Consider the following 20452-nt stretch of genomic DNA (forward strand, 5'->3'; position numbering starts at 1 on the left):
AAGTGCGCGCCGGCCGCCTGCCTCATCGCGGGAGACGGGTCGAAAAAGCGCCGGGCGTCGGTACGCCGGGCGCCGCTGCGCCGGTCGCAGCCGGGTATGGCGGCGAAAAGCGCGGTGAAAAGCGCGGTGAAAAGCGCGGTGAAAAGCGCGGTGAAATTCGCGGTTCAACTCGCAACGAGAAGCCAGACACATTGCTGGGCCCCCAAGCCGATGTGCCACGATTCTACGACGCTGAACGGCGGCGGCTCAATGGTAGGCATTCCCTAGTGTCGGGAGCAAATGTGCCTTGCGCATCGACACGAGTTCGCGGCAATAACGCAGATTGGTATCAGCCACGCCGAAGCTGCGCTCAGCGACTCCATCGGAATACCGCCGCACTTGTTACTCCCGCCGTTCGATTTCCGGTGCCAGACTTGTCTCACAGCCAACAACCAGCGATGAGCAGCGAGCGCAGGCGCGCTTTAGTCGCGAAGCGCGGGAATTTGTCCCCACCAGGAGAGTGCAAAAACCATGACCCCATCAACCGAGAACGGACGGAAAGACGGACAGCCTGCCATGCATACACCACCGGTGGTGTCGTCGCAGGCGTGGAAGGCGGCGCGCGAGCAACTGCTCGTGAAGGAAAAGGCCCACACCCGCGCCCGTGACGCACTCGCCGCCGAGCGCCGGCGCATGCCGTGGATGGCCGTGGAGACGGCATACGCGTTCGAGGGGCCTGGGGGCAAGGCCAGCCTGCTCGACCTGTTCGACGGCCGGCGTCAGCTGATCGTCTACCGCGCCTTCTTCGAGCCGGGCGTGTTCGGCTGGCCCGAGCACGCCTGCCGGGGCTGCTCCATGGTGGCCGATCAGGTTGCCCACCTCGCGCACCTGAACGCCCGTGACACGACCCTCGTCTTCGTCTCGCGTGCGCCTCAGGCGGACATCGCGCGGCTGAAGGCGCAGATGGGCTGGGAGATGCCGTGGTTCACCCTCACGGACAGCTTCGACGCTGACTTCAGCGTGGACGAGTGGCACGGCACGAACGTGTTTTACCGCGACGGCGACCGCGTGTTCCGCACCTACTTCATCAACAGCCGTGGCGACGAGCAGATGGGGAGCACCTGGAACTACCTCGACATTACGCCGCTTGGCCGCCAGGAGGCTTGGGAGGACTCACCGGAGGGCTACCCTCAAACCCCGACCTACAAGTGGTGGAACTGGCACGACGGCTACGTGGCAGACGCCGCGCCCGACAAGAAGTGGGTCGAGGTATCGGACGCCGGAGAGGCGGTGTTCCGAGACCAGGACGCGAGCACGAAGCCATGACCATGAGCCAGGCCGGTTTCGGCGTCATGCCGCTGGTACGGTCGCTCCCACCTGCTGGTACACCGCCGTCTCGAAGCCAATGAGCGTCTCGACGACAGGCATGTCGAAAAAAGGCAGCAGCTGCGTCATCAGCACCCCGCCGATGCCCTTGGAGCGGTCGATCCAATAGTAGGAATTGAAAACGCCGGCCCAGTCGGCGGTGCCGTTGCTGCGCATGCCCGGCACGTCGTCGAGCGTGAGGTGAAAACCCAGCCCCCAGCCCTGCGGCACTGGCGCTGCGGGCACGTCGTTGGACAGTTCGGGCATCGCGGACTTCAGCAGCTCGGGGAGCTCGATTCTCCCGAGGTGGTTCTGCAACGCCATCTGCACGGTCGCCGGTTCGAGGATGCCGGCACCGTCGTCGAGCCATGCCTGCACGAAGCGGCCGTAGTCCTGCACCGTTCCGTAAGACCCGTGGCCGGCAGCGTCCCATTCGGAAGTTGGCGGCAGATCGACTGTTGAAGGCGCGAGCGTGCCGTCGGTCTGGCGCTGCATCACGCGCAGCAGCTGGCCGCGCTGCCCGGCGCTGGGCGTGAATGTCGAGTCGGTCATTCCGAGCGGCCCGTACACGTGCTGCTGGAGGTAGCTGCCCAAACTCTGTCCCGATAGCTTCTCGACAATGAGCCCGAGCCAGTCGGTGTTGGTGCCGTACTCCCAGACAGTGCCGGGATCGTTGACGAGCGGCACCGAGAGACTGCTCTTCAGTCCCGTGAGCGGGTGGGGCTCACCCGTGAGCTGGTGGTAGCGCATCAACTTCTCGTTGAGGAAGAAGTAGCCCAGTCCGGCCGAGTGAGTCATCAGTTGGCGCACTGTGGCGTGGCTGGCAGGCGCGCGCAAGCGTGGCTTGTCGCCGTCGAAGCCGTCCAGCACCTGCAACTGACCGAACGCCGGCAAAATCGATTCGACGGTGGCATCAAGACTCAGCAGCCCCTTCTCCACGAACTGCAGTGCGGCCGTGGTGGCAACCGCCTTCGTCATCGAGGCGTTGCGGAACATCGTGCGTTGGCTTGCCTCGCCGGCGGCGTGATGGAACAGCGGGCCGCTGCGGTCAACTACTACTGCCGCAATGCCGTGAACAGCGCCCTTCGAGACAGCGTCGTCCAGCAGCGCCTTGATGGCAGAACCGTCAAAAGTCATGGTTGTCTCCTGCGTTCGTGATTGAGGATCCGTACGGGGCATCGCCGCTGGTACGGGCCGTGCCATTTTGCGCCAACGAGCTGGACAAAGCAGACGATGGATGAACTGCGCATTTTGGTGATGGGTTGGCTTGCGGTGCCAGCGTCTACAGCCAGCCGTCGGCAATCAGGAAGATAGCGCATGTTTTTTGCTTAAGCGATGGAGCGAAGGGGCATATGGCAAGAGCAACGTGCAGCATGGCTGGCGATAAGCCCGCCACGCGAGGGCGGCTGCCCGGCCGGTGAGCGTGGGAGGATCTATGCAAGGAAGCAATGACCGGGTACGCGCTGCAATTCTTGCCGTGGTGGTGTTGCTGCTTGCCTCATGCGGCGGAGGTGGAAGTGGCTCGAGTGGTGCGCCCAACCCGCCGGGCGGCATTGATCTGCAGGTTGTCTCGTTCGGCGACAGTTTGTCGGACGTCGGGACCTACGCGCCGATCGCCAGCGCGGTCGGCGGAGGGCGGTTCACGACCAATCCGGGCCAAGTGTGGACTCAGGACGTTGCGCAATACTACGGAGATAAGCTCACCGCTGCGTTCACGATCGACATCACTCATGAATTGAGTGCGCAAGGTGGCCTCGGCTATGCGGAGGGCGGGGCCACGGTGGCAACGCCGGCAAACCAGTACGACTTTCTCACCGACGTGATCGGCAATATTGAAATGCCCGTGAATCAGCAGGTGTCGAGCTATCTGGCTTCTCACGGCAGCTTCAACTCGGGTCAACTGGTGCTGGTCTGGGCTGGCGCTAACGACGTGCTCCGCGCCGGGTCGCTGCCGGCCGCGGCGCCGACCGTGCAGACGGCGGCAACCACCTTGGCTCAAGTTGTCGGACAGATTGTCCAGGGCGGCGCCACTCATGTCGTAGTGGTCAATGTCCCGAACATCGGACTGACGCCCAAGGGCATTACTTCGTCCGACGGCGGGGCAAACCTGACTCAGTTATCGCAACTGTTCAACAATGACCTGAACGCTGCCTTGCAGGCCGATGGCCTTCAAGGCAAGGTGATCCAGATCGATGCTTATACATGGGCGGATCAGATCATTGCGAACTTTCAGGCGAATGGCTTTGCCGTGTCCAACACCAGCACCGCCTGCGACCCTTCGAAAACGCCCGATGACACGTCGTTGCTGTGCTCGCCGGCTACCTACGCAACGCCCAATGCCGACCAGACGTACATCTTCGCCGACGACATTCATCCGACAACGCGTCTGCATGCGCTGTTCGCTCAGTTCGTGGAGCAGCAGGTCGCCGCGAGCGGTCTTGGTCATTGATCCTCGGAAATGACGACTTGCCGACTCAATTGTCGGGCACTCATATGTCCGGTCCGACTTCGTCTTGCTATCGCGTCGATCAAGAGCGTTCCTGGACGCCGTGAACACGAGGTAGTTCGCAAACTTGCTCTCGCCGAAACGGCGGCAAGCACCCCTCGCTAAACCTCGAATCCGGCGGGACATGGCGGTCTTACGCTGCGAAACATCGTCCAACCGAGCAGCGACTTCGTGCAGTGCTTCACTTGAGCATTGATACTTCCACAGAACGCTCGCGTGTACAGCAACGACGAACCTGCGATGGCGCTTATGGGGCGTGGGATCGGGTGTTTGGCTTGTGCCCTCAGGCATCCCCATCAGGGTTAACCCATTCGAAACTGTGCGACAACTTACCTACAGTTCTTGCATCCCAGCTTGTTTCAAACGCGCAGGCATTTCTGCCTAGGGGCGTCTGGCGGTGTGTGCGCAGTTCCACGAACGCAAAGGAGATGACAGATGGAAATCCGCGATCCTTCCCCCGGCCTCTACAACGACGATCTCGCGCCCGCCAGGGAGCGCAACTGGGGTGCCTTCAGCATCTTCAACGTGTGGACCTCCGACGTGCACAGCCTTTGGGGCTACTACCTCGCCGCGAGCCTGTTCCTTCTGTGCGGCAGCTTTATCAACTTTGTGCTGGCGATCGGGATCGGCTCGCTGGTGATCTTCGCGCTGATGAACCTGATCGGCTACGCTGGCGAGAAGACCGGCGTGCCTTACCCCGTGCTGGCGCGCGCCTCCTTTGGCGTGTGGGGGGCGAACCTGGCGGCGCTGGTGCGCGCCGTGGTGGCCTGCTTCTGGTATGGCGCGCAGACAGCAGCAGCTTCGAGCGCGATGGTCGCGCTGCTGATCCGCAACGACAGCCTGATGGACTTTCACAAGGGCACGCACTTCCTGGGCCACTCGGGACTGGAGGTGATCTGCTACGTGGTCATCTGGGCCCTGCAGTTGCTCATCATCCAGAAGGGCATGGAGACGGTCCGCAAATTCCAGGATTGGGCCGGTCCGGCGGTGTGGGTCGCGATGCTGATCCTGGCCATCGGCCTGTGCGTCAAGGCCGGTGGCTTTTCATTCAGCAGTGGCATTCCGATGGACGTGCTACTCGATAAGACCAAGGACGCCGGCGTCAGTGGTGAGCCCGGCTCGTTCTGGGCGCTGATGGCAGTGGGCGCGACCTGGATCACCTACTTCGCGGCGCTATACCTGAACTTTTGCGACTTCTCGCGCTACGCGAAAAACCGCAGCGCAGTGAAGAAAGGCAATTTGTGGGGACTGCCGGTCAACCTGATCGCGTTCTCGCTGGTCGCGGGCGTCACCACCATCGCCGCCTTCAAGGTGTACGGCGAAGTGATGCTGCACCCCGAACAGATCTCGGCGAAGTTCGACAGTTGGGTGCTGGCACTCATCGCGGCGCTGACTTTTGCAGTCGCCACGCTGGGCATTAACGTGGTGGCCAATTTCGTCTCGGCCGCGTTCGACATCTCCAACACGTTCCCCAAGCAGATCAGCTTCAAGAGGGGCGGCTATATTGCCGCGGCCATCGCCCTGGTGCTCTACCCGTTCGCGCCGTGGGAAGGCAACGCCGCGCACTTCGTCAACGCCATAGGCGCCACGATGGGCCCGCTGCTGGGGATCATCCTGGTGGACTACTATCTAGTGGCCAAGGGCAACATCAACGTCGCGGAGCTCTATCAGGAGCACGGCGAGTACCGCTACGAAGGCGGCTGGAATATCAACGCGGTGGTCGCCGCGGCGGTCGGCAGCGTGTTTTCGACCTTCTTGCCCAACTTCACCAACCTGCTGCCGGCCTGGTGGAATACCTATGGCTGGTTCTTCGGGGTGGCGATCGGCGGCGGCATGTATCTGATCATGGCAACGCTGCGGCCACGTACCGCGATCGCGGCGACCCGCGCTTGATGGATTGTTCGGGCCGTCCGGCTTTCCAGTTAAGAGACATTCGCGGCTCCGCACTCCACAGCCAGACGGAGTTCATAGCTTTAAGCCAGGCGTCGTGTAGCAACCAGGCCTTCAACTACACGGTCGGCGAAAGCGATTCGATGATTCGGCACTCGGCGACTGTGCCGCAGCTGCATTGATCAATCAAACTGTCCAGTTCGACCTTCAGCGCTTGGAGATCAGCTATCTTTCGCTCGACGTCGCGGCGGTGCTCATTGGCGATCGCGTCGATCGCAGCACACGACTGCGTTCGGTCATCTGCGACCGACAAAAGCTCGCGCACCTGGTCGAGTGAGAAGCCCAACTCTCGAGCCCGCCGGATGAACCCCAGCCGGTTGAGGTGGGAGATATCGTAGGCGCGATAGTTGCCGCCTGTGCGTTCAGGTTGCGGTAACACACCGATCTTTTCATAAAACCGGATCGTTTCTACCTTCGCGCCTGTCTGTTTTGCCAGATGACCAATCGTCAAAACCGATGAATCCATTCCTTGACCCTCTAGTTACTACAGGGTCTATGCTAGTGCTCAATATGAAGTTCGTCGAGGTTACCCAATGGCAAGTCCGAGCACTTTTAAACTTCGGATCGAGGGAATGGATTGCGGAGCCTGCGCGGTCAAGATCGAGAACGCAATGAAGCGACTGCCGGGCGTCAGTGATATCAACGTGAGTTACGCTCAGGAGAGCCTGAGCCTTACGCTCGACGGAGATCGTACGTCGCCGGAAAGCATTGAGACCAGGATCAAGGCGCTTGGCTTTACCCCGTTATCGAACGCACAACGTAAATCCTCGGCGGCAGCGGACGCAGATGAGCCCAACGCGCCGACATGGTGGCGTACCCGGAAAGGGCGACTTGCGCTGTTCACGGGTGCGATGTTCGCGACCGCGTTCGCATTGGCCCAAATCGACCCGCAGGTAGGGCAATGGGCGTATTCGATCGCGGCGCTGGTCAGTATTGTTCCGGTGTTAAAGCGGGTCTATGCGGGTGCAATTTCCGGTACCCCGTTCAGCATCGAGACGCTCATGTCGGTGGCGGCGCTCGGTGCTGTTGCAATCGGTGCGGCGCAAGAGGCTGCCGTTGTCATCTTTCTGTTCGCGGTCGGCGAATTGCTCGAAACGATTGCGGCCGGCCGGGCGCGCAGCGCGATCGAATCATTAATGAACCTGACGCCTCGCGAGGCACTGCGCGACCGGGATGGCAAGCTCGAAAAAGTATCGGCTGAAGACTTGCTGGTCGGAGACATTGTGATCGTGCGCCCTGGCGATCGTGTGCCGTCTGACGGCCGAGTGATCGACGGAATATCCCAAGTAGATGAGGCACCGATAACGGGTGAGTCCGTACCGGTGCCCAAAGAAGCTGGAGCACGCGTGTTCGCCGGCAGCATCAACGCGAATGGAGAGTTGCGAGTCGAGATTACACGCATTGCTGCTGATAACAAGATCGCCCGCATTATTCAAATGGTTGAGGAGGCACAGGGATCGAAAGCCCCGACAGCCCGACTGATCGATCGCTTCAGCGCAAAGTACACGCCGGGCGCAATGCTGTTTGCGCTTCTGGTCGCCGTGGTGCCACCCCTCGCTTTCGACGGAGACTGGGTGACTTGGATCTATCGGGGTCTCGCAACGCTATTGATCGCTTGTCCTTGCGCGCTCGTCATCTCCACGCCTGCCGCAATCGCATCCGGCCTAGCGGCCGGAGCCAGGCTCGGTTTGCTGATCAAAGGTGGCGCAGCGCTTGAAACACTCGGCAAAGTGAAAACGGTCGCATTCGATAAAACGGGAACCCTCACCCAGGGTCGCCCGCGGGTGACCGACATTGTGCCGATTGAGGGTGATGAGGAGACTGTTCTCGCAAGAGCGGCGGCGGTTGAGCGCAAAACAAACCATCCACTTGGGATCGCCATCGTCGAAGCAGCGATGGCGCGCGGGCTTGCGCTTCCTTCGAGCTTCGGGGGTGCAATGGCGACACCGGGCAAGGCTGTGACCGTACGATTGAAGGATGGCTTTGCCTCCGTCGGGTCGCCGCGATACGCAGCGGAGCATGCATCGTTAGATGACCGAGTGGCGCACTCCATTGCCCAGTTGGAGGACCAAGGAAAAACCGTCGTCGTGCTGCTTTCGGGCAAGCGAGTGGATGCGCTTATCGCGTTACGGGATGAGCCGCGGGATGACGCGGTCATGGCGGTTGCGAGATTGAAGTCGATGGGCATCGCTACCGTCATGCTGACTGGGGATAACCAGCGAACAGCGAACGCGATCGGTGCAACGATTGGAATCAGCGCGAAAGCAGCGCTGTTGCCCGATGAAAAACTCGCGGAAATCGCTTTGTTGAAGAAGGCAGGGCCTGTCGCCATGGTCGGCGACGGCATCAACGACGCGCCCGCACTCGCGGCCGCATCGGTCGGTGTGGCCATGGGTGGAGGAACCGAGGTGGCGCTCGAGACTGCCGAAGTCGCCTTGCTCCGCAATCGCGTCATGGGTGTGGCCGATCTTATCGAATTGTCCAAGGCGACCCTCGGAAACATCTGGCAGAACATTGGGCTGGCGCTGGGGCTCAAAGCGATTTTTCTTGCCACGACGGTATTGGGTGTGACCACCTTGTGGATGGCGATTCTCGCGGACACGGGTGCAACTGTTCTTGTGACCGCCAATGCGTTGCGCTTGCTCCGTCACGGTCGCTCGCAGCAGGCACGCTAGGCTCGCATCGGAAGGTCGAATTTGGCGGGCGGCCGCGCTTCGTACATCGATGCTCTTTGCTCGCGCATCGAGCATCCGATTCTCTGTCCGACGCTTGGCGATGGCCGTTGTAAGATGCGCGCACAATTCTCCCAGGATGGCAGTTTATGGACGCTCCTCCGGTCATAGCGCCGCGCTCCGGCCGATTACTCGATGTGTTCGATGTTCTGAAAGCTTTTCTGAAGTTGGGTCTGACGTCGTTCGGGGGGCCGATCGCCCATCTCGGGTATTTCCGTCGTGAGTTCGTCGAGCGGCGTCGCTGGCTCGACGACGAGGCCTACACCGATCTGGTGGCGCTGTGTCAATTTCTGCCGGGCCCCGCCAGCAGTCAAGTGGGATTTTCCATCGGCCTGATGCGGGCGGGCTGGCTCGGCGGTTTAGCTGCCTGGTGTGGTTTCACGTTGCCGTCCGTGCTGTTGCTCATCGGCTTTGCTGCGGTCGCCCCCGACCTCGGCAGTGCCGCTGGGCAAGGCCTGATCCACGGCCTAAAGCTAGTGGCTGTCGCGGTGGTCGCGCAAGCAGTGTGGGATATGGCACGGCGCTTGTGCCCGGATCGCCAGCGGGCGGCCATCGCCCTTATCGCAATCGGTGTGCTTGCCGTTTTGACAACGGTATATGCACAGTTGTTGGTCATAGCACTCGGAGCGCTGCTCGGCGTCGTCTTTTGCAGATCGGAAGGCGCGCAAAGAGGTCACGAGCCGCAGCCGGTGGTTGCGACATTGCGCGTCTCACGCGTGGTCGGGTGGGGCGCGCTCGCGCTTTTTTTCGTTCTTCTATTCGGACTTCCGGCCCTGCTCACTCTGCAGCATGCGCGCAGCATTCAGATGTTCGACGCTTTCTACCGTTCAGGCGCGCTTGTGTTCGGCGGCGGCCACGTCGTCTTGCCTTTACTGCAGCAGCGAACGGTCGCCACGGGATGGGTTGCGTCTAGCGATTTTCTAGCCGGCTATGGTGCGGCTCAAGCTGCACCGGGGCCGCTGTTCACCTTCGCAGCGTTTCTCGGGTGGATGATGTCTGAAGCACCGCATCGGTGGGCGGGCGCCGCGCTAGCCACAGTCGGTATCTTTCTGCCTGGTCTTCTACTAGTGATCGCCGCACTTCCTCACTGGCAAGCACTGCGCTCGCGCCCTGCCACGGCGGCGATGCTGAGCGGCGTGAACGCGGCGGTCGTCGGCTTGCTGGCTGCAGCGCTCTATACGCCGGTATGGACAAGTGCGGTTCTTTCAAGCGTTGACTTTGCGATCTCAGCAGTCTGTTTTCTACTGCTGACGCGTTGGAAGGTCCCGCCGCTTGTCGTGGTCGTCCTGTGTGCATTCGCTGGAATTGCCGAGTTCGCCTTGCGCTGAGCGGATACCCATTCGATGAAGCTCTCCGAGCACGTTTGTTATTGTCAACAATTCAGCTCTGTTGGTCGAATAACCGATTCTGGCCGGCTCGCGACTGTAGCGTTCGGCCCATCCGCGAATTAATCGTGGATCAGTGGTTACCGTTCCAACGAGTGTTGTCCGGCAGAACCGACGATGGGTGATCGACAAACCCAGACTTCAACGGGGCCCGGCAGCCTCGGTCGATCATTCATTCACGCGTTGCGTGGGCTACATTGCTTGCGCTGTCGCTTTTCGCGGTACATGGCTGCATCTGCCAACTCTAACGCTTGATCGACCGACATAAATCTGACGGCAATTACACCAGCGCTCACGCCCGCATATTCCACGGCGCTGCCACCGAGGGCGTAGAGACCGCGAGTTATCTCTGAAGCACGTTTCTGCAATTGGTCCGCTGCGCCGTGCGCCTTCTTTGCAGCGGCCGGGCCAGGACCAACCAAGGCGAATTCATCACCACCAACGCGTGCCAGCATGTCAGTGTCGCGCGTAATTCCAGCAAGGCGCTGTGCACATTCGCTCAGGAAGTGATCACCGGCTACGTGCCCATATGAATCGTTAATGCCCTTGAAGTCGTCGAGGTCGAAGATTCCGACGATGACATACGATCCGTCCCTCGCCGCGCGCGCCAATAGCCTGCCGAGCTCGCCGTGTAGAGCCCGCCTGTTAGGCAGACCGGTGAGGGAGTCGGTCAACGCGAAGTTTGCGAGGTATTCATTCGACCGCTTCAACTCCCCTAGCAATCGCTCTCGCTCAACGTGCTGGCTGATCAGCTTCGAAAATATGTTCAAGGCGCTTAGTGCTTGCGGACCGAGCGTCTGGCTACGCTTGCTTGCCCCACATAACGTACCGATCACCGAGCCATTGCTGGCGCGAACGGCCGCACTAACATATGTCTCGATCCCGAGATCCCTCGCAGCTTGCGAATCGCCCCAAATCTCGCTCACGTTGGACGTAAAACGGCGTCCTTCTTCTATGCAACGCTTGCATAGCGTATCGGACCATGGAACGGTCAGTCCTTCCGGTATAAAAAGTTCGCCAGCGTTCCTCGCATAGTCGACGCACTGCACCCCTGCCTCTTCATCGATCGAGGTCAGGTACAAGGACTCAAGGCCGCTGATCAGTTCGAGCATTTCCAGCAACGGCCTTGCGAGTTGCTCCAGACTCTCGGCTGATGCGACCGACTCCGACAAGCGTTCAAGCATCAACTCCATGTGGACCTCTGTTTGTCTGCATTACACTTTCTATTCAGGCTCGTTCGCGGTCAGTATCGACGCGACTCCTCCGCCAGAATTTCTCGGCAGGCTCAGCGCACTGAGTCGACTTAGTATATTTGAATGCAGGCATTCCAGACCAGAACGCCTCGATTGTCGGCGATCCGAGCGGCGGAGTTGAACATCTCAAACTGGGCGGCCACCGTCTGTCTAAGAGGGAAGCGGCCCTGGAGGTACGCCGCGTTATGCAAGGTTGAGATCAACCTCTTCGCCAAGACGACGGCCCGAACGAATCCCAAAGCAGTAACACACGATCAAAAAGCGAATCATGAGCTCGGGGTCGATGAAAGGATCAGATACCACGTACGACTGTAGTGAGGCGTCAATGCCCTCGTAAGCCGGTACGCTCAACGTACCGGTCGACCTGGCGCAACAGATGTGCTTGCGGCACGTGATGACCAAATGGACCGGCTCACACCGAGATTGAACGGGCGCAATGACTCGGTTGGTGTTGCTTGATCCCGAGCGCTTCGACATCGGGCCTTGCTACCGGCCCGTTTCACACACAAGAAATCGAATACGCCCGGAGTGGCTCGTGACAGGCTCTCGGAGAGGTAAAGGACGTGTTGTCGTGTCCCGTCAGCCGCGGTTACGGTTGTAGACATCAAGAAACACCGCCGCCAACAAGACCGTCCCCTTGATCACTTGCTGGTAATCAATGCCAATGCCCATGATCGACATGCCGTTGTTCATCACGCCCATGATGAAAGCGCCGATCACCGCGCCCACCACCTTGCCCACGCCCCCGGAGGCCGATGCTCCGCCGATGAAACAGGCCGCGATCACATCTAGCTCGAAGCCGAGGCCAGCCTTCGGCGTTGCCGTGTTCAGGCGTGCCGCGAAAATCAGACCCGCCACTGCCGCCAATACTCCCATGTTCACAAAGGTCAGGAAAGACAGACGCGCGGTGTTCACGCCCGACAGACGCGTCGCCTTCTCGTTGCCGCCCAGCGCATAGATACGGCGACCGATCGTCGTGCGATTGGTCACAAACTGGTAAATCAGGATCAGTACGGCCATCAGGATCAACACGTCGGGCAAGCCCTTGTACGTGGAAAGCAGCCAGCACAAGTACGTGACAGCTCCCGCGAACAACACGTTTTTCAGTGCGAAGAAGGCGACCGGTTCGACGTCCATATCGTGTGCCTGTGCCTTGCGGCGCTTGCGCACCTCCGCCGCGACCAGCCCCAGCGCCAGGATGATGCCCACGATCAGGGACAGCACCCGGAAGTCCGTGCCGCCGAACGGATCAGGCAGAAAGCCCGTGCTGATCCGCTGAAATCGCAGCGGGAACGGCCCGACCGATTGGCCTTGCAACAGCGCGAGTGCAAGCCCCTTGAAAATAAGCATCCCTGCCAGCGTCACGATAAACGACGGAATGCGCGCGTAAGCCACGAACCAGCCCTGCGCCGCACCAATCAACGCTCCCACCAGAAGCGCCACGATGATCGTCGGCACCACGGGCCATGAGTACTGCACGATCAGCACCGCGGCCAGGCCGCCGATAAAGCCGCTGACCGATCCGACGGACAGATCGATATAGCCGGCCACGATCACGAGCAGCATGCCCAGCGCCATCACAATGATGTAGCTGTTCTGCAAAACCAGATTGGTGATGTTCAACGGCTGCATCAGCACGCCGTCGGTCTGGTACTGGAAGAACCCCATGATGACGACCAACGACAGCAGCAGGCCGTAGTCGCGCAGATTGTTCTTGAGAAAGCCGAGTTTCATGAAATGGCCTTGGTTCGATGTAGATAGGTCACGCATGACCGGCGTTCACAATGGCGCGCATGATACGTTCTTGGCTCGCTTCGTTTCGATCGAGCTCGACCACGAGCCGACCTTCGTTCATCACGTAGATGCGGTCGCACATCCCAAGCAGCTCCGACATTTCGGAAGAAATCATCAGAATTCCTTCGCCCTTGCGCGCCAGCTCGTCGATGATGGTGTAGATCTCGTATTTGGCCCCGACATCGATACCCCGCGTGGGTTCATCGAGAATCAGCAGACGCGGCTTGGTAAACAGCCACTTGCTCAGCACGACCTTCTGCTGATTGCCGCCCGAGAGATTGACCACCCGTTGCTGGATGCCCGAACTGCGGATGCGCAACGATTCGCGATACTGCTGCGCAACCTTTGCCTCGGCGTGTTCATCGATCACACCGTGATCCGACACTTCGGCGAGGTTGGCGAGCGACACGTTTTTGCGGATTTCCTGCTCGAGGATCAGGCCATACCCCTTGCGATCCTCGGTCACATAGGCAATGCCATGCTTGATGGCGCGGCCGATGGTCGATACATCCACTGTCTGGCCGTCGATCAGCACCTGTCCGCTGATCCGCCGGCCATACGAGCGCCCGAAGATACTCATGGCCAGTTCGGTGCGGCCCGATCCCATCAGTCCGGCGATGCCGACCACTTCGCCCTTGCGCACGTTCAGGTCGATGCCCTTGATGACCTCGCGCTCCGAATACTGTTCGTGAAACACGTGCCAGTCGCGGACTTCGAAGATCACGTCGCCGATCTGCGGCTCGCGCTGCGGATAACGGTGTTCCATGTCACGGCCGACCATGCCGCGAATAATGCGATCCTCGCTGATCTCGCTTGCGGCGCAGTCGAGCGTCTCGATCGTGCTTCCGTCGCGGATGACGGTGATCTGATCCGCGACCTGTGTAATCTCGTTGAGCTTGTGCGAAATAAGGATGCAGGAAATACCTTGTGCCTGGAGTTCCAGCAGCAGTTTCAGCAGCGCGGCGCTATCGGTCTCGTTCAGACTCGCAGTGGGTTCGTCGAGGATGAGCAGCTTCACGCGCTTCGATAGCGCCTTGGCAATTTCCACCAGCTGCTGCTTGCCGACGCCGAGCTTTCCGACGGTCGCATCGGGCGACTCGTTCAGACCGACGCGCCGCAGCAATTCGCGCGTGCGCTTATGCGCCGCGTGCCAATCGATCACGCCGCATTGCGCCAGTTCATTACCAAGGAAAATGTTTTCGGTGATCGAGAGCGTCGGCACCAATGCCAATTCCTGATGAATGATGATGATGCCGCGCTCTTCGCTATCGCTGATGTCCGTGAAGCGTTGCACCTGCCCTTCGAAGTGGATTTCCCCCTCGTAGGACCCGTGCGGATACACACCGCTCAGCACCTTCATGAGAGTGGACTTGCCCGCGCCATTCTCACCGACGATCGCATGGATTTCCCCAGCTTTGACCGTCAGATTGACGTTGTCGAGTGCTTTGACACCCGGAAACGTCTTGGTGATGCTGCGCATGGACAGGATGGTCTCGTCCGCCACGCCGTCTCCTGAATTCGTGATGTTTTGCAGGGTCCGCCAGCCGGAGCGCGCGTGGCGTCTCCGGCGACAGACTTGGCTTCGATATTGTCTTACTTGACCTGCGCTTCCGTGTAGTAGCCGCTGTCAATCAGGATCGGCTTCCAGTTGGAGCCATCCACCAGCACCGGATTGAGCAGATACGACGGAACAACCTTCACGCCGTTGTTGTAGGTCTTGGTGTCGGTCACCTCCGGCTGCTTGCCTTGTGCCATTGCGTCGATCATCGCAACCGTCACCTTGGCGAGCTGACGCGTGTCCTTGAACACGGTCGAGTACTGCTCGTTGTGCAGGATGGACTTGACCGAAGGAATCTCGGCGTCCTGGCCGCTGACGATCGGGCACGGCTGCTGAGCCGTGCAATAACCCACACCCTTGACCGACGACAGAATGCCAATGCTCAGACCGTCATACGGGCTCAGCACGGCGTCGAGCTTGGCATTGCCGTAGTAAGCCGACAGCAGATTGTCCATACGGGCCTGAGCGACGGCGCCATCCCAGCGCAGCGTACCGACCTTGTTCATGCCAAACTGCTTGCTGCGCACCACCAGCTTGCCGCTCTTGATATACGGATCCAGCACGCTCATCGCGCCGTTATAGAAGAAAAAGGCGTTGTTGTCGTCAGGCGAACCACCGAACAGTTCGATATTGAACGGGCCTTTACCCTGTTTCAGACCGAGCTTGTCAACAATGGACTGCGCCTGCAGCACACCGACCTTGTAGTTATCAAACGTCGCGTAGTAATCGACATCGGCCGTGCCCTTGATCAGGCGATCGTATGCAATAACCTTGATGCCGGCATCGTGCGCCTTTTTGAGCACATCCGTCAGCGTCGTCCCATCGATTGCAGCGATCACCAGCACCTTCGGCTTCTTGGTGACCATGTTCTCGATCTGCGCGAGCTGATTCGGAATGTCATCGTCGCCATACTGGAGATCGGTGGTGTAACCGTCCGCCTGCAGATCCTTGACCATGTTATTGCCATCGGCAATCCAGCGCGCCGACGACTTGGTCGGCATGGACACGGCAACCAGCCCCTTGCTGTCGGCATGCGCGACACCGATCATTGGCAGCGCCATGACCGCAATCAGGGTTTTCAAGAACAGACGTTTCATTGGTATGTCTCCTTCGTTGTATGAATGAGTGCCGCTCTGGCCGCGGTCCAGGCGAGCGTATTGTTAAAGCACCGCGGTTTGATCTTGACTAGTCCGTGTCAGGCCCGCATGCAGGTGGTGTCGATGATGGAACGGAACTCGGCCTTATCAAGCCCCGGCTCGCGCGCACTCAAGCGTGCACCCGTCTTCGGTACAAATTCATCATGCACGGAAGACCCAGGCGCCATTGGGAAAACGCACTCGCGGCGGCCCGAACGGCCTTGCAGGCTTGCGCCCGGCCACCGTGCGCCTATCTGGCGGCCACTTCACGCGCGTCGGGGGGATGGTTGCGATAGCCCCTTGTGACGCCGCTGACCCGGCGCCCATTGATGTAATTCGTGTCTCCCGCTCCGGTCTCGCTCGTTTTGATTTTTGCCCTCTGGTGGGTTGGGAGCAAGTCTACGTCCGGCGTCAGCATGCGTCCAATATAAAAAAACCCTAGCATCGATACCAATTTCGGTATCGTCCATTGCGCCTTCTACGCCCGCTGCATTGAAATCGGCTAGCTGATTGCAGGGCTAGGCGGTGGGATCGTGTTTGGCCGGATCCAACTAAAGACCCGTTCGACAACGGATCACCGCACCCGCTCAAGAATGACTTCCCAAGCTGCCTTGGGTTTCTGATATTTGTCAGTCGTCATATGCTCCAGCGCGATCGTGTTCCAGCCTTGCGCAAAGAGTCGACGCACCGCGCTTTCGTCAAAGAATCGCTTTGGCTGTCCGTTCACCAGAAAATAGTTCGGTTCGATTTCCTCGCATCCATACGCGCCAAAATTTCTATCTTCGGTAGAGTTCAAACGGCATAGCAGTACGCCACCCAATCGTAGCGCCAATCGCACACGATCCACGATCGACACCGTTTCTTCCCAAGCGAAGTAGTGAAGCGACAGACTGGCCAACGCAACGCCCAGGTCCGTGGCATCTTCGGGAAGCGGATCACGAACATCTCGTCGTTCGATGCTCGCAGAGGGCACTCTGATCCTCGCCGACGCGACCGAGGCGCGTGACAGGTCAAAGCCGATCACGCGTAGACCGGCTTTCGCCAGGGTTGCGGTGTCGTCGCCGTAGCCACAGCCAATCTCAAGTACAGGCCGTTCGCCAGCGCGCGCGTTTATCAATGTCATCCATCTGTCTAGCCAAGGGTCGGGGAACATGGCGAACATATCCTGAAGGTTGTTTTTGAAACGATTTCCGCTGCTTGTTTAAGGTCAGCACCGTGATCGATGCCGACCTTCTCAGACCGATCCAATTCGGTCGGTCGAATTTCTACAAACCGGCCATTCGTTCGTGGCGCGCAGGCGGTTGCTGTCCCAGCGAGAACGAACCGAAGCGACAAATGGCAGTTCTTATCCCGATCGGAGATCCCACAACACATCGAGTACGTGTTGCGTGGAAAGTTCGATGTACCCCGCACGATGTGCAACGCCAAGCCGGCGCCACAACGCAGGGCGCAGCGCACGCATGACAATGCGCCGGTCGGGCAATGGCGTATTGGCCTCATGGGGCAACAGCGCTGCGCCATAACCTGCCGCGACCAGGCTCTTGATTGCGTCGTTGTAGTTGAGCTGAATGCGCGGCGCAGGGTGGTGACCGCCGGTCGCGAACCACTCGGCAGTCAGACGCGAGAGACGCGTGGTGGTGTCATTAAGAATGAGAGGCTGAGCTGCGAGCCACTCAGGCGTGATGCGAGCCGGACATGGCCAATGTGCCGGCATGAAGGCCATGACGGGGTCGCGACGCCAGGGCTTTATCGTGAGTCCAGCCACCGGGGACTGAGGCAGGGCGACCAGCCCAACATCCAGCGTTCCATCGGCCAGTCGGGACAGCGTTTCATGCGACGTGAGTACCGCAATCTGAATGTCGATAGCGGGATGCTGTTGGCGCAGTACGTCGAGCGCTTGCGGCAGCAGGTGCGCAATAGCGCCGGTCGATGCTCCGAGCCGAACGCGTCCGGCGAGCCCTTGCACCTGGCGGTGAACATCATCCAACGCCTGTTCCGCGTCGGCCAGCAGTCGGCGCGCGCGCTCGACCAATAGCTCGCCTATCGCCGACGGCCGAACATGTCCGCGCTTGCGTGACAGGAGCGGAGCTCCAATGCGGTCTTCCAGTTCGGCGATGTGGAGGCTGACCGTTGGCGGAGCCAGGTGCAGCGCACGGGCCGCATCAGCGAATGAACCACGGTCGGCAATGGCGACCAACGTGCGCAAGCGGTCTAGGCTGATCTCTCGCATGTCGACGTCCAAATTCAGAAAAACTGAATGTTAGCGTTGTGAAATTCAACTTTTGCTATTCTAGCGGTGCGCGGAAGATAGGGCTCGTTCTACTTGTTATGACCCAGTCACCGGAGTATTGCGCGCATGAGCTCTCCCCTTGTTTTTATCGACGGCGACCAAGGCACCACCGGATTGCAAATCCACGAACGGCTGCGAGACCGGACCGACCTGAGCGTGTTCACGCTTCCCGCTTCGGAACGTAAGGATCTGCAGCGTCGCGCCGAAGCGATCAACGCTTGCGACATCGCCATCCTCTGTCTGCCCGACGCCGCCGCGCGTGAGTCGGTGGACGCTATCGTCAATCCTGCCGTGAGAGTAATCGACGCAAGTTCCGCCCACCGCACGCAACCGGGCTGGATATACGGCTTTCCCGAGATGGATCCGGGGCAGGCGGAACGCATTGCGAATGCGCATCGGGTCACCAATCCCGGTTGCTATCCGACCGGCGCAGTCGGCTTGTTGCGTCCCCTGCTGCGAGCCGGGCTGATACCAGGCAGTTATCCGGTCAGCATTCACGCGGTGTCCGGCTACTCCGGACGCGGACGTGCCGGCGTGGAAGAACATGAGCGACAGGGCACCGTCAACGTGTCTGCCTACCAGGTATATGGTTTGGAACTCGCGCATAAGCACACCCCGGAGATCCAGCAGCACGCCGGGCTCGCGCAGCGTCCCATCTTCGTCCCTGCGTATGGTGCTTTCCGCCAGGGCATCGTGCTGACGGTGCCCTTGGCGTTGCGGCTGCTGGCGCCCGGCGTGGATGGCGCCGCGTTACACGCATGCCTCGCGCGGCACTATGCCGAAGCGACTCATGTGCATGTCTTGCCGCTGCAGGAATCGTGCGCGTTAAAGCACCTCGATCCGCAAGTGCTGAACGGCACGAACGACATGCGCTTGAGCGTATTTCCCAACATGGAACACGGGCACGTGCTGCTATCCGCGGTTTTCGATAATCTCGGAAAAGGCGCATCTGGCGCTGCGGTTCAGAACCTGAACCTGATGCTCACGCAGCAATAGCGGCCAATGGATTGAGCTGATGTTCGGCTGCACCCCTATGCCAGCGATTGTTGCCAAAGTGACCGGTACGTGCCCGATAGCAGTCAGTTGAGCGGGATCCAGGTATCAGTCGACCATCTGCGCAAGCTGCGCTCCTATCATCCTATCGGTCTCCCCTGTCCTACTCGGCGGCGTCTTTCAACTGCGGCAGAGCTGAGGTATCGCCGGGAGTCAGCAGGCCGACCTGGGCGTAGACACGGAGCTTTTCGCGTGTGTCGTTGATGTCCAGATTGCGCATGGTCAGCTGCCCGATCCGGTCGCGTGGGGAGAACGTCGACGCCACTTTTTCCATCGACAGCCGCTCCGGCTGATAGGTTAGGTTCGGCGACTTCGTGCTCATGATTGAATAGTCATTGCCGCGCCGAAGTTCGATAGTCACTTCACCAGTGATTGCACGGGCCACCCAGCGCTGGGCGGTTTCGCGGAGCATGATTGCCTGCGGATCGAACCAGCGGCCCTGGTACAGCAGGCGTCCGAGACGGCGGCCGCTTTCACGATACTGCTCGATCGTGTCCTCGTTGTGGGTGCCCGTCACCAGCCGCTCGTACGCAATGTGCAGCAGCGCCAGCCCCGGCGCCTCATAGATCCCGCGGCTCTTCGCCTCGATGATCCGGTTCTCGATCTGATCGCTCATTCCGAGTCCGTGGCGTCCGCCGATACGGTTTGCCTCCAGCATCAGTTCGACCGCATCTGGAAACTCCACGCCGTTCAGTGCGGTCGGCCTTCCTTCTTCGAAACGGACCGTGACCTGTTCGCGGGCGATCTGCACGTCGTCGCGCCAGAACGCCACGCCCATAATCGGGTTGACGATCTGCATGCCACTTTCGAGGCTTTCGAGGTCCTTGGCTTCGTGCGTCGCACCCAGCAGGTTGGAGTCGGTCGAGTAAGCCTTCTCTGCCGACATCTTGTAGTCGAATCCGGCCTTGCGCATGAATTCGGACATCTCGGCGCGCCCACCCAGTTCGTCGATGAACGCCTGATCCAGCCACGGCTTGTAGATCTTGAGGTCCGGGTTCACCAAGAGGCCATAACGATAAAACCGCTCGATGTCGTTGCCTTTATACGTGCTGCCGTCGCCCCAGATATTGACGCCATCCTGCTTCATCGCGGCGACGAGCATGGTTCCCGTCACGGCGCGGCCGATCGGCGTCGTATTGAAATAGGTCACGCCAGCGGTCGAAATATGGAACGCGCCAGACTGCAAAGCCGCAATGCCCTCGGCGACGAGCTGCGCCCGGCAGTCGATCAACCGCGCGCCTTCTGCGCCGTACTGTGTCGCTCGACGGGGAATCTCATCGTAATCCTCCTCGTCGGGCTGGCCCAGGTTGGCGGTGTACGCGAACGGTACGGCACCTTTGAGGCGCATCCAATGCAGCGCGGCGCTGGTATCGAGGCCGCCGGAGAACGCGATTCCGACGCGCTGCTGGACGGGAAGGCTTTCGAGAATAGTGGTCATGGTGGAATCGTCT

The 20452-nt window shown here is 60.1% G+C and carries 15 protein-coding genes and 1 pseudogene; 6 read left to right on the forward strand and 10 right to left on the reverse strand.

Annotated features, from left to right (window positions below):
* The first annotated feature begins 510 nt into the window (after nucleotides 1-510).
* Nucleotides 511-1305: a DUF899 domain-containing protein gene (locus BSU04_RS17920; protein ID WP_179258354.1), complete on the forward strand. Its 795-nt coding sequence runs from the start codon at nucleotides 511-513 to the stop codon at nucleotides 1303-1305.
* Between the two features lie 24 nt (nucleotides 1306-1329).
* Here BSU04_RS17920 and BSU04_RS17925 read toward each other — a convergent pair whose 3' ends face one another.
* A complete protein-coding gene (locus BSU04_RS17925; protein ID WP_089161866.1) occupies nucleotides 1330-2481 on the reverse strand; it encodes a serine hydrolase domain-containing protein in 1152 nt (383 codons plus the stop codon).
* 298 nt (nucleotides 2482-2779) lie between these two features.
* On the opposite strand from BSU04_RS17925, the gene BSU04_RS17930 reads away from it, so the two are divergent.
* Together BSU04_RS17930 and BSU04_RS17935 are read left to right on the forward strand one after the other, a co-directional pair.
* Complete coding sequence (locus BSU04_RS17930; protein WP_089161867.1) at nucleotides 2780-3793, forward strand: SGNH/GDSL hydrolase family protein; 1014 nt, start codon at nucleotides 2780-2782, stop codon at nucleotides 3791-3793.
* Nucleotides 3794-4285: 492 nt separating this feature from the next.
* On the forward strand, nucleotides 4286-5743 hold the full coding sequence (locus BSU04_RS17935; RefSeq protein WP_089161868.1) for an NCS1 family nucleobase:cation symporter-1: 1458 nt from the start codon (nucleotides 4286-4288) through the stop codon (nucleotides 5741-5743).
* Between the two features lie 115 nt (nucleotides 5744-5858).
* Here BSU04_RS17935 and BSU04_RS17940 read toward each other — a convergent pair whose 3' ends face one another.
* Nucleotides 5859-6266, reverse strand: coding sequence for a MerR family transcriptional regulator (locus BSU04_RS17940; RefSeq protein WP_089161869.1), 408 nt, complete (start codon nucleotides 6264-6266; stop codon nucleotides 5859-5861).
* A 67-nt stretch (nucleotides 6267-6333) separates the two neighbouring features.
* Here BSU04_RS17940 and BSU04_RS17945 point away from each other — a divergent pair, with 67 nt between their 5' ends.
* Entirely contained in the window at nucleotides 6334-8475 is a 2142-nt protein-coding gene (locus BSU04_RS17945; RefSeq protein WP_089161870.1) for a heavy metal translocating P-type ATPase, read from the forward strand.
* A 146-nt stretch (nucleotides 8476-8621) separates the two neighbouring features.
* Nucleotides 8622-9860: a chromate efflux transporter gene (chrA, locus tag BSU04_RS17950; protein ID WP_089161871.1), complete on the forward strand. Its 1239-nt coding sequence runs from the start codon at nucleotides 8622-8624 to the stop codon at nucleotides 9858-9860.
* A 233-nt stretch (nucleotides 9861-10093) separates the two neighbouring features.
* Here the strand turns inward: chrA and BSU04_RS17955 are convergent, their stop codons facing one another.
* The 7 genes and pseudogenes from BSU04_RS17955 to BSU04_RS17990 form a co-directional block, all read right to left on the reverse strand.
* Nucleotides 10094-11110: a GGDEF domain-containing protein gene (locus BSU04_RS17955; RefSeq protein WP_089161872.1), complete on the reverse strand. Its 1017-nt coding sequence runs from the start codon at nucleotides 11108-11110 to the stop codon at nucleotides 10094-10096.
* Between the two features lie 246 nt (nucleotides 11111-11356).
* Nucleotides 11357-11561: pseudogene (locus BSU04_RS47680) on the reverse strand (transposase); the annotation flags it as partial.
* Between the two features lie 188 nt (nucleotides 11562-11749).
* Nucleotides 11750-12904, reverse strand: a complete 1155-nt coding sequence (mmsB, locus tag BSU04_RS17965) for a multiple monosaccharide ABC transporter permease (RefSeq protein ID WP_089161874.1) — start codon at nucleotides 12902-12904, stop codon at nucleotides 11750-11752.
* A gap of 28 nt (nucleotides 12905-12932) precedes the next feature.
* Entirely contained in the window at nucleotides 12933-14444 is a 1512-nt protein-coding gene (gene mmsA / locus BSU04_RS17970) for a multiple monosaccharide ABC transporter ATP-binding protein (RefSeq protein ID WP_089161994.1), read from the reverse strand.
* Between the two features lie 113 nt (nucleotides 14445-14557).
* On the reverse strand, nucleotides 14558-15619 hold the full coding sequence (gene chvE, locus BSU04_RS17975) for a multiple monosaccharide ABC transporter substrate-binding protein (protein WP_089161875.1): 1062 nt from the start codon (nucleotides 15617-15619) through the stop codon (nucleotides 14558-14560).
* A 613-nt stretch (nucleotides 15620-16232) separates the two neighbouring features.
* Nucleotides 16233-16781: a class I SAM-dependent methyltransferase gene (locus BSU04_RS17985; RefSeq protein WP_256982953.1), complete on the reverse strand. Its 549-nt coding sequence runs from the start codon at nucleotides 16779-16781 to the stop codon at nucleotides 16233-16235.
* 222 nt (nucleotides 16782-17003) lie between these two features.
* Nucleotides 17004-17888 carry a LysR family transcriptional regulator gene (locus tag BSU04_RS17990; protein WP_089161877.1) on the reverse strand — a complete coding sequence of 295 codons (885 nt, stop codon included), beginning with the start codon at nucleotides 17886-17888 and terminating at the stop codon, nucleotides 17004-17006.
* A 126-nt stretch (nucleotides 17889-18014) separates the two neighbouring features.
* Here BSU04_RS17990 and argC point away from each other — a divergent pair, with 126 nt between their 5' ends.
* Nucleotides 18015-18944 carry an N-acetyl-gamma-glutamyl-phosphate reductase gene (gene argC, locus BSU04_RS17995; protein WP_089161878.1) on the forward strand — a complete coding sequence of 310 codons (930 nt, stop codon included), beginning with the start codon at nucleotides 18015-18017 and terminating at the stop codon, nucleotides 18942-18944.
* 160 nt (nucleotides 18945-19104) lie between these two features.
* On the opposite strand, the gene argG is transcribed toward argC, so the two are convergent.
* Entirely contained in the window at nucleotides 19105-20439 is a 1335-nt protein-coding gene (gene argG, locus BSU04_RS18000) for an argininosuccinate synthase (RefSeq protein WP_089161879.1), read from the reverse strand.
* Nucleotides 20440-20452: the final 13 nt, after the last annotated feature.

The sequence above is a fragment of the Caballeronia sordidicola genome (assembly GCF_002220365.1).
GTDB lineage: Bacteria > Pseudomonadota > Gammaproteobacteria > Burkholderiales > Burkholderiaceae > Caballeronia > Caballeronia sordidicola_C.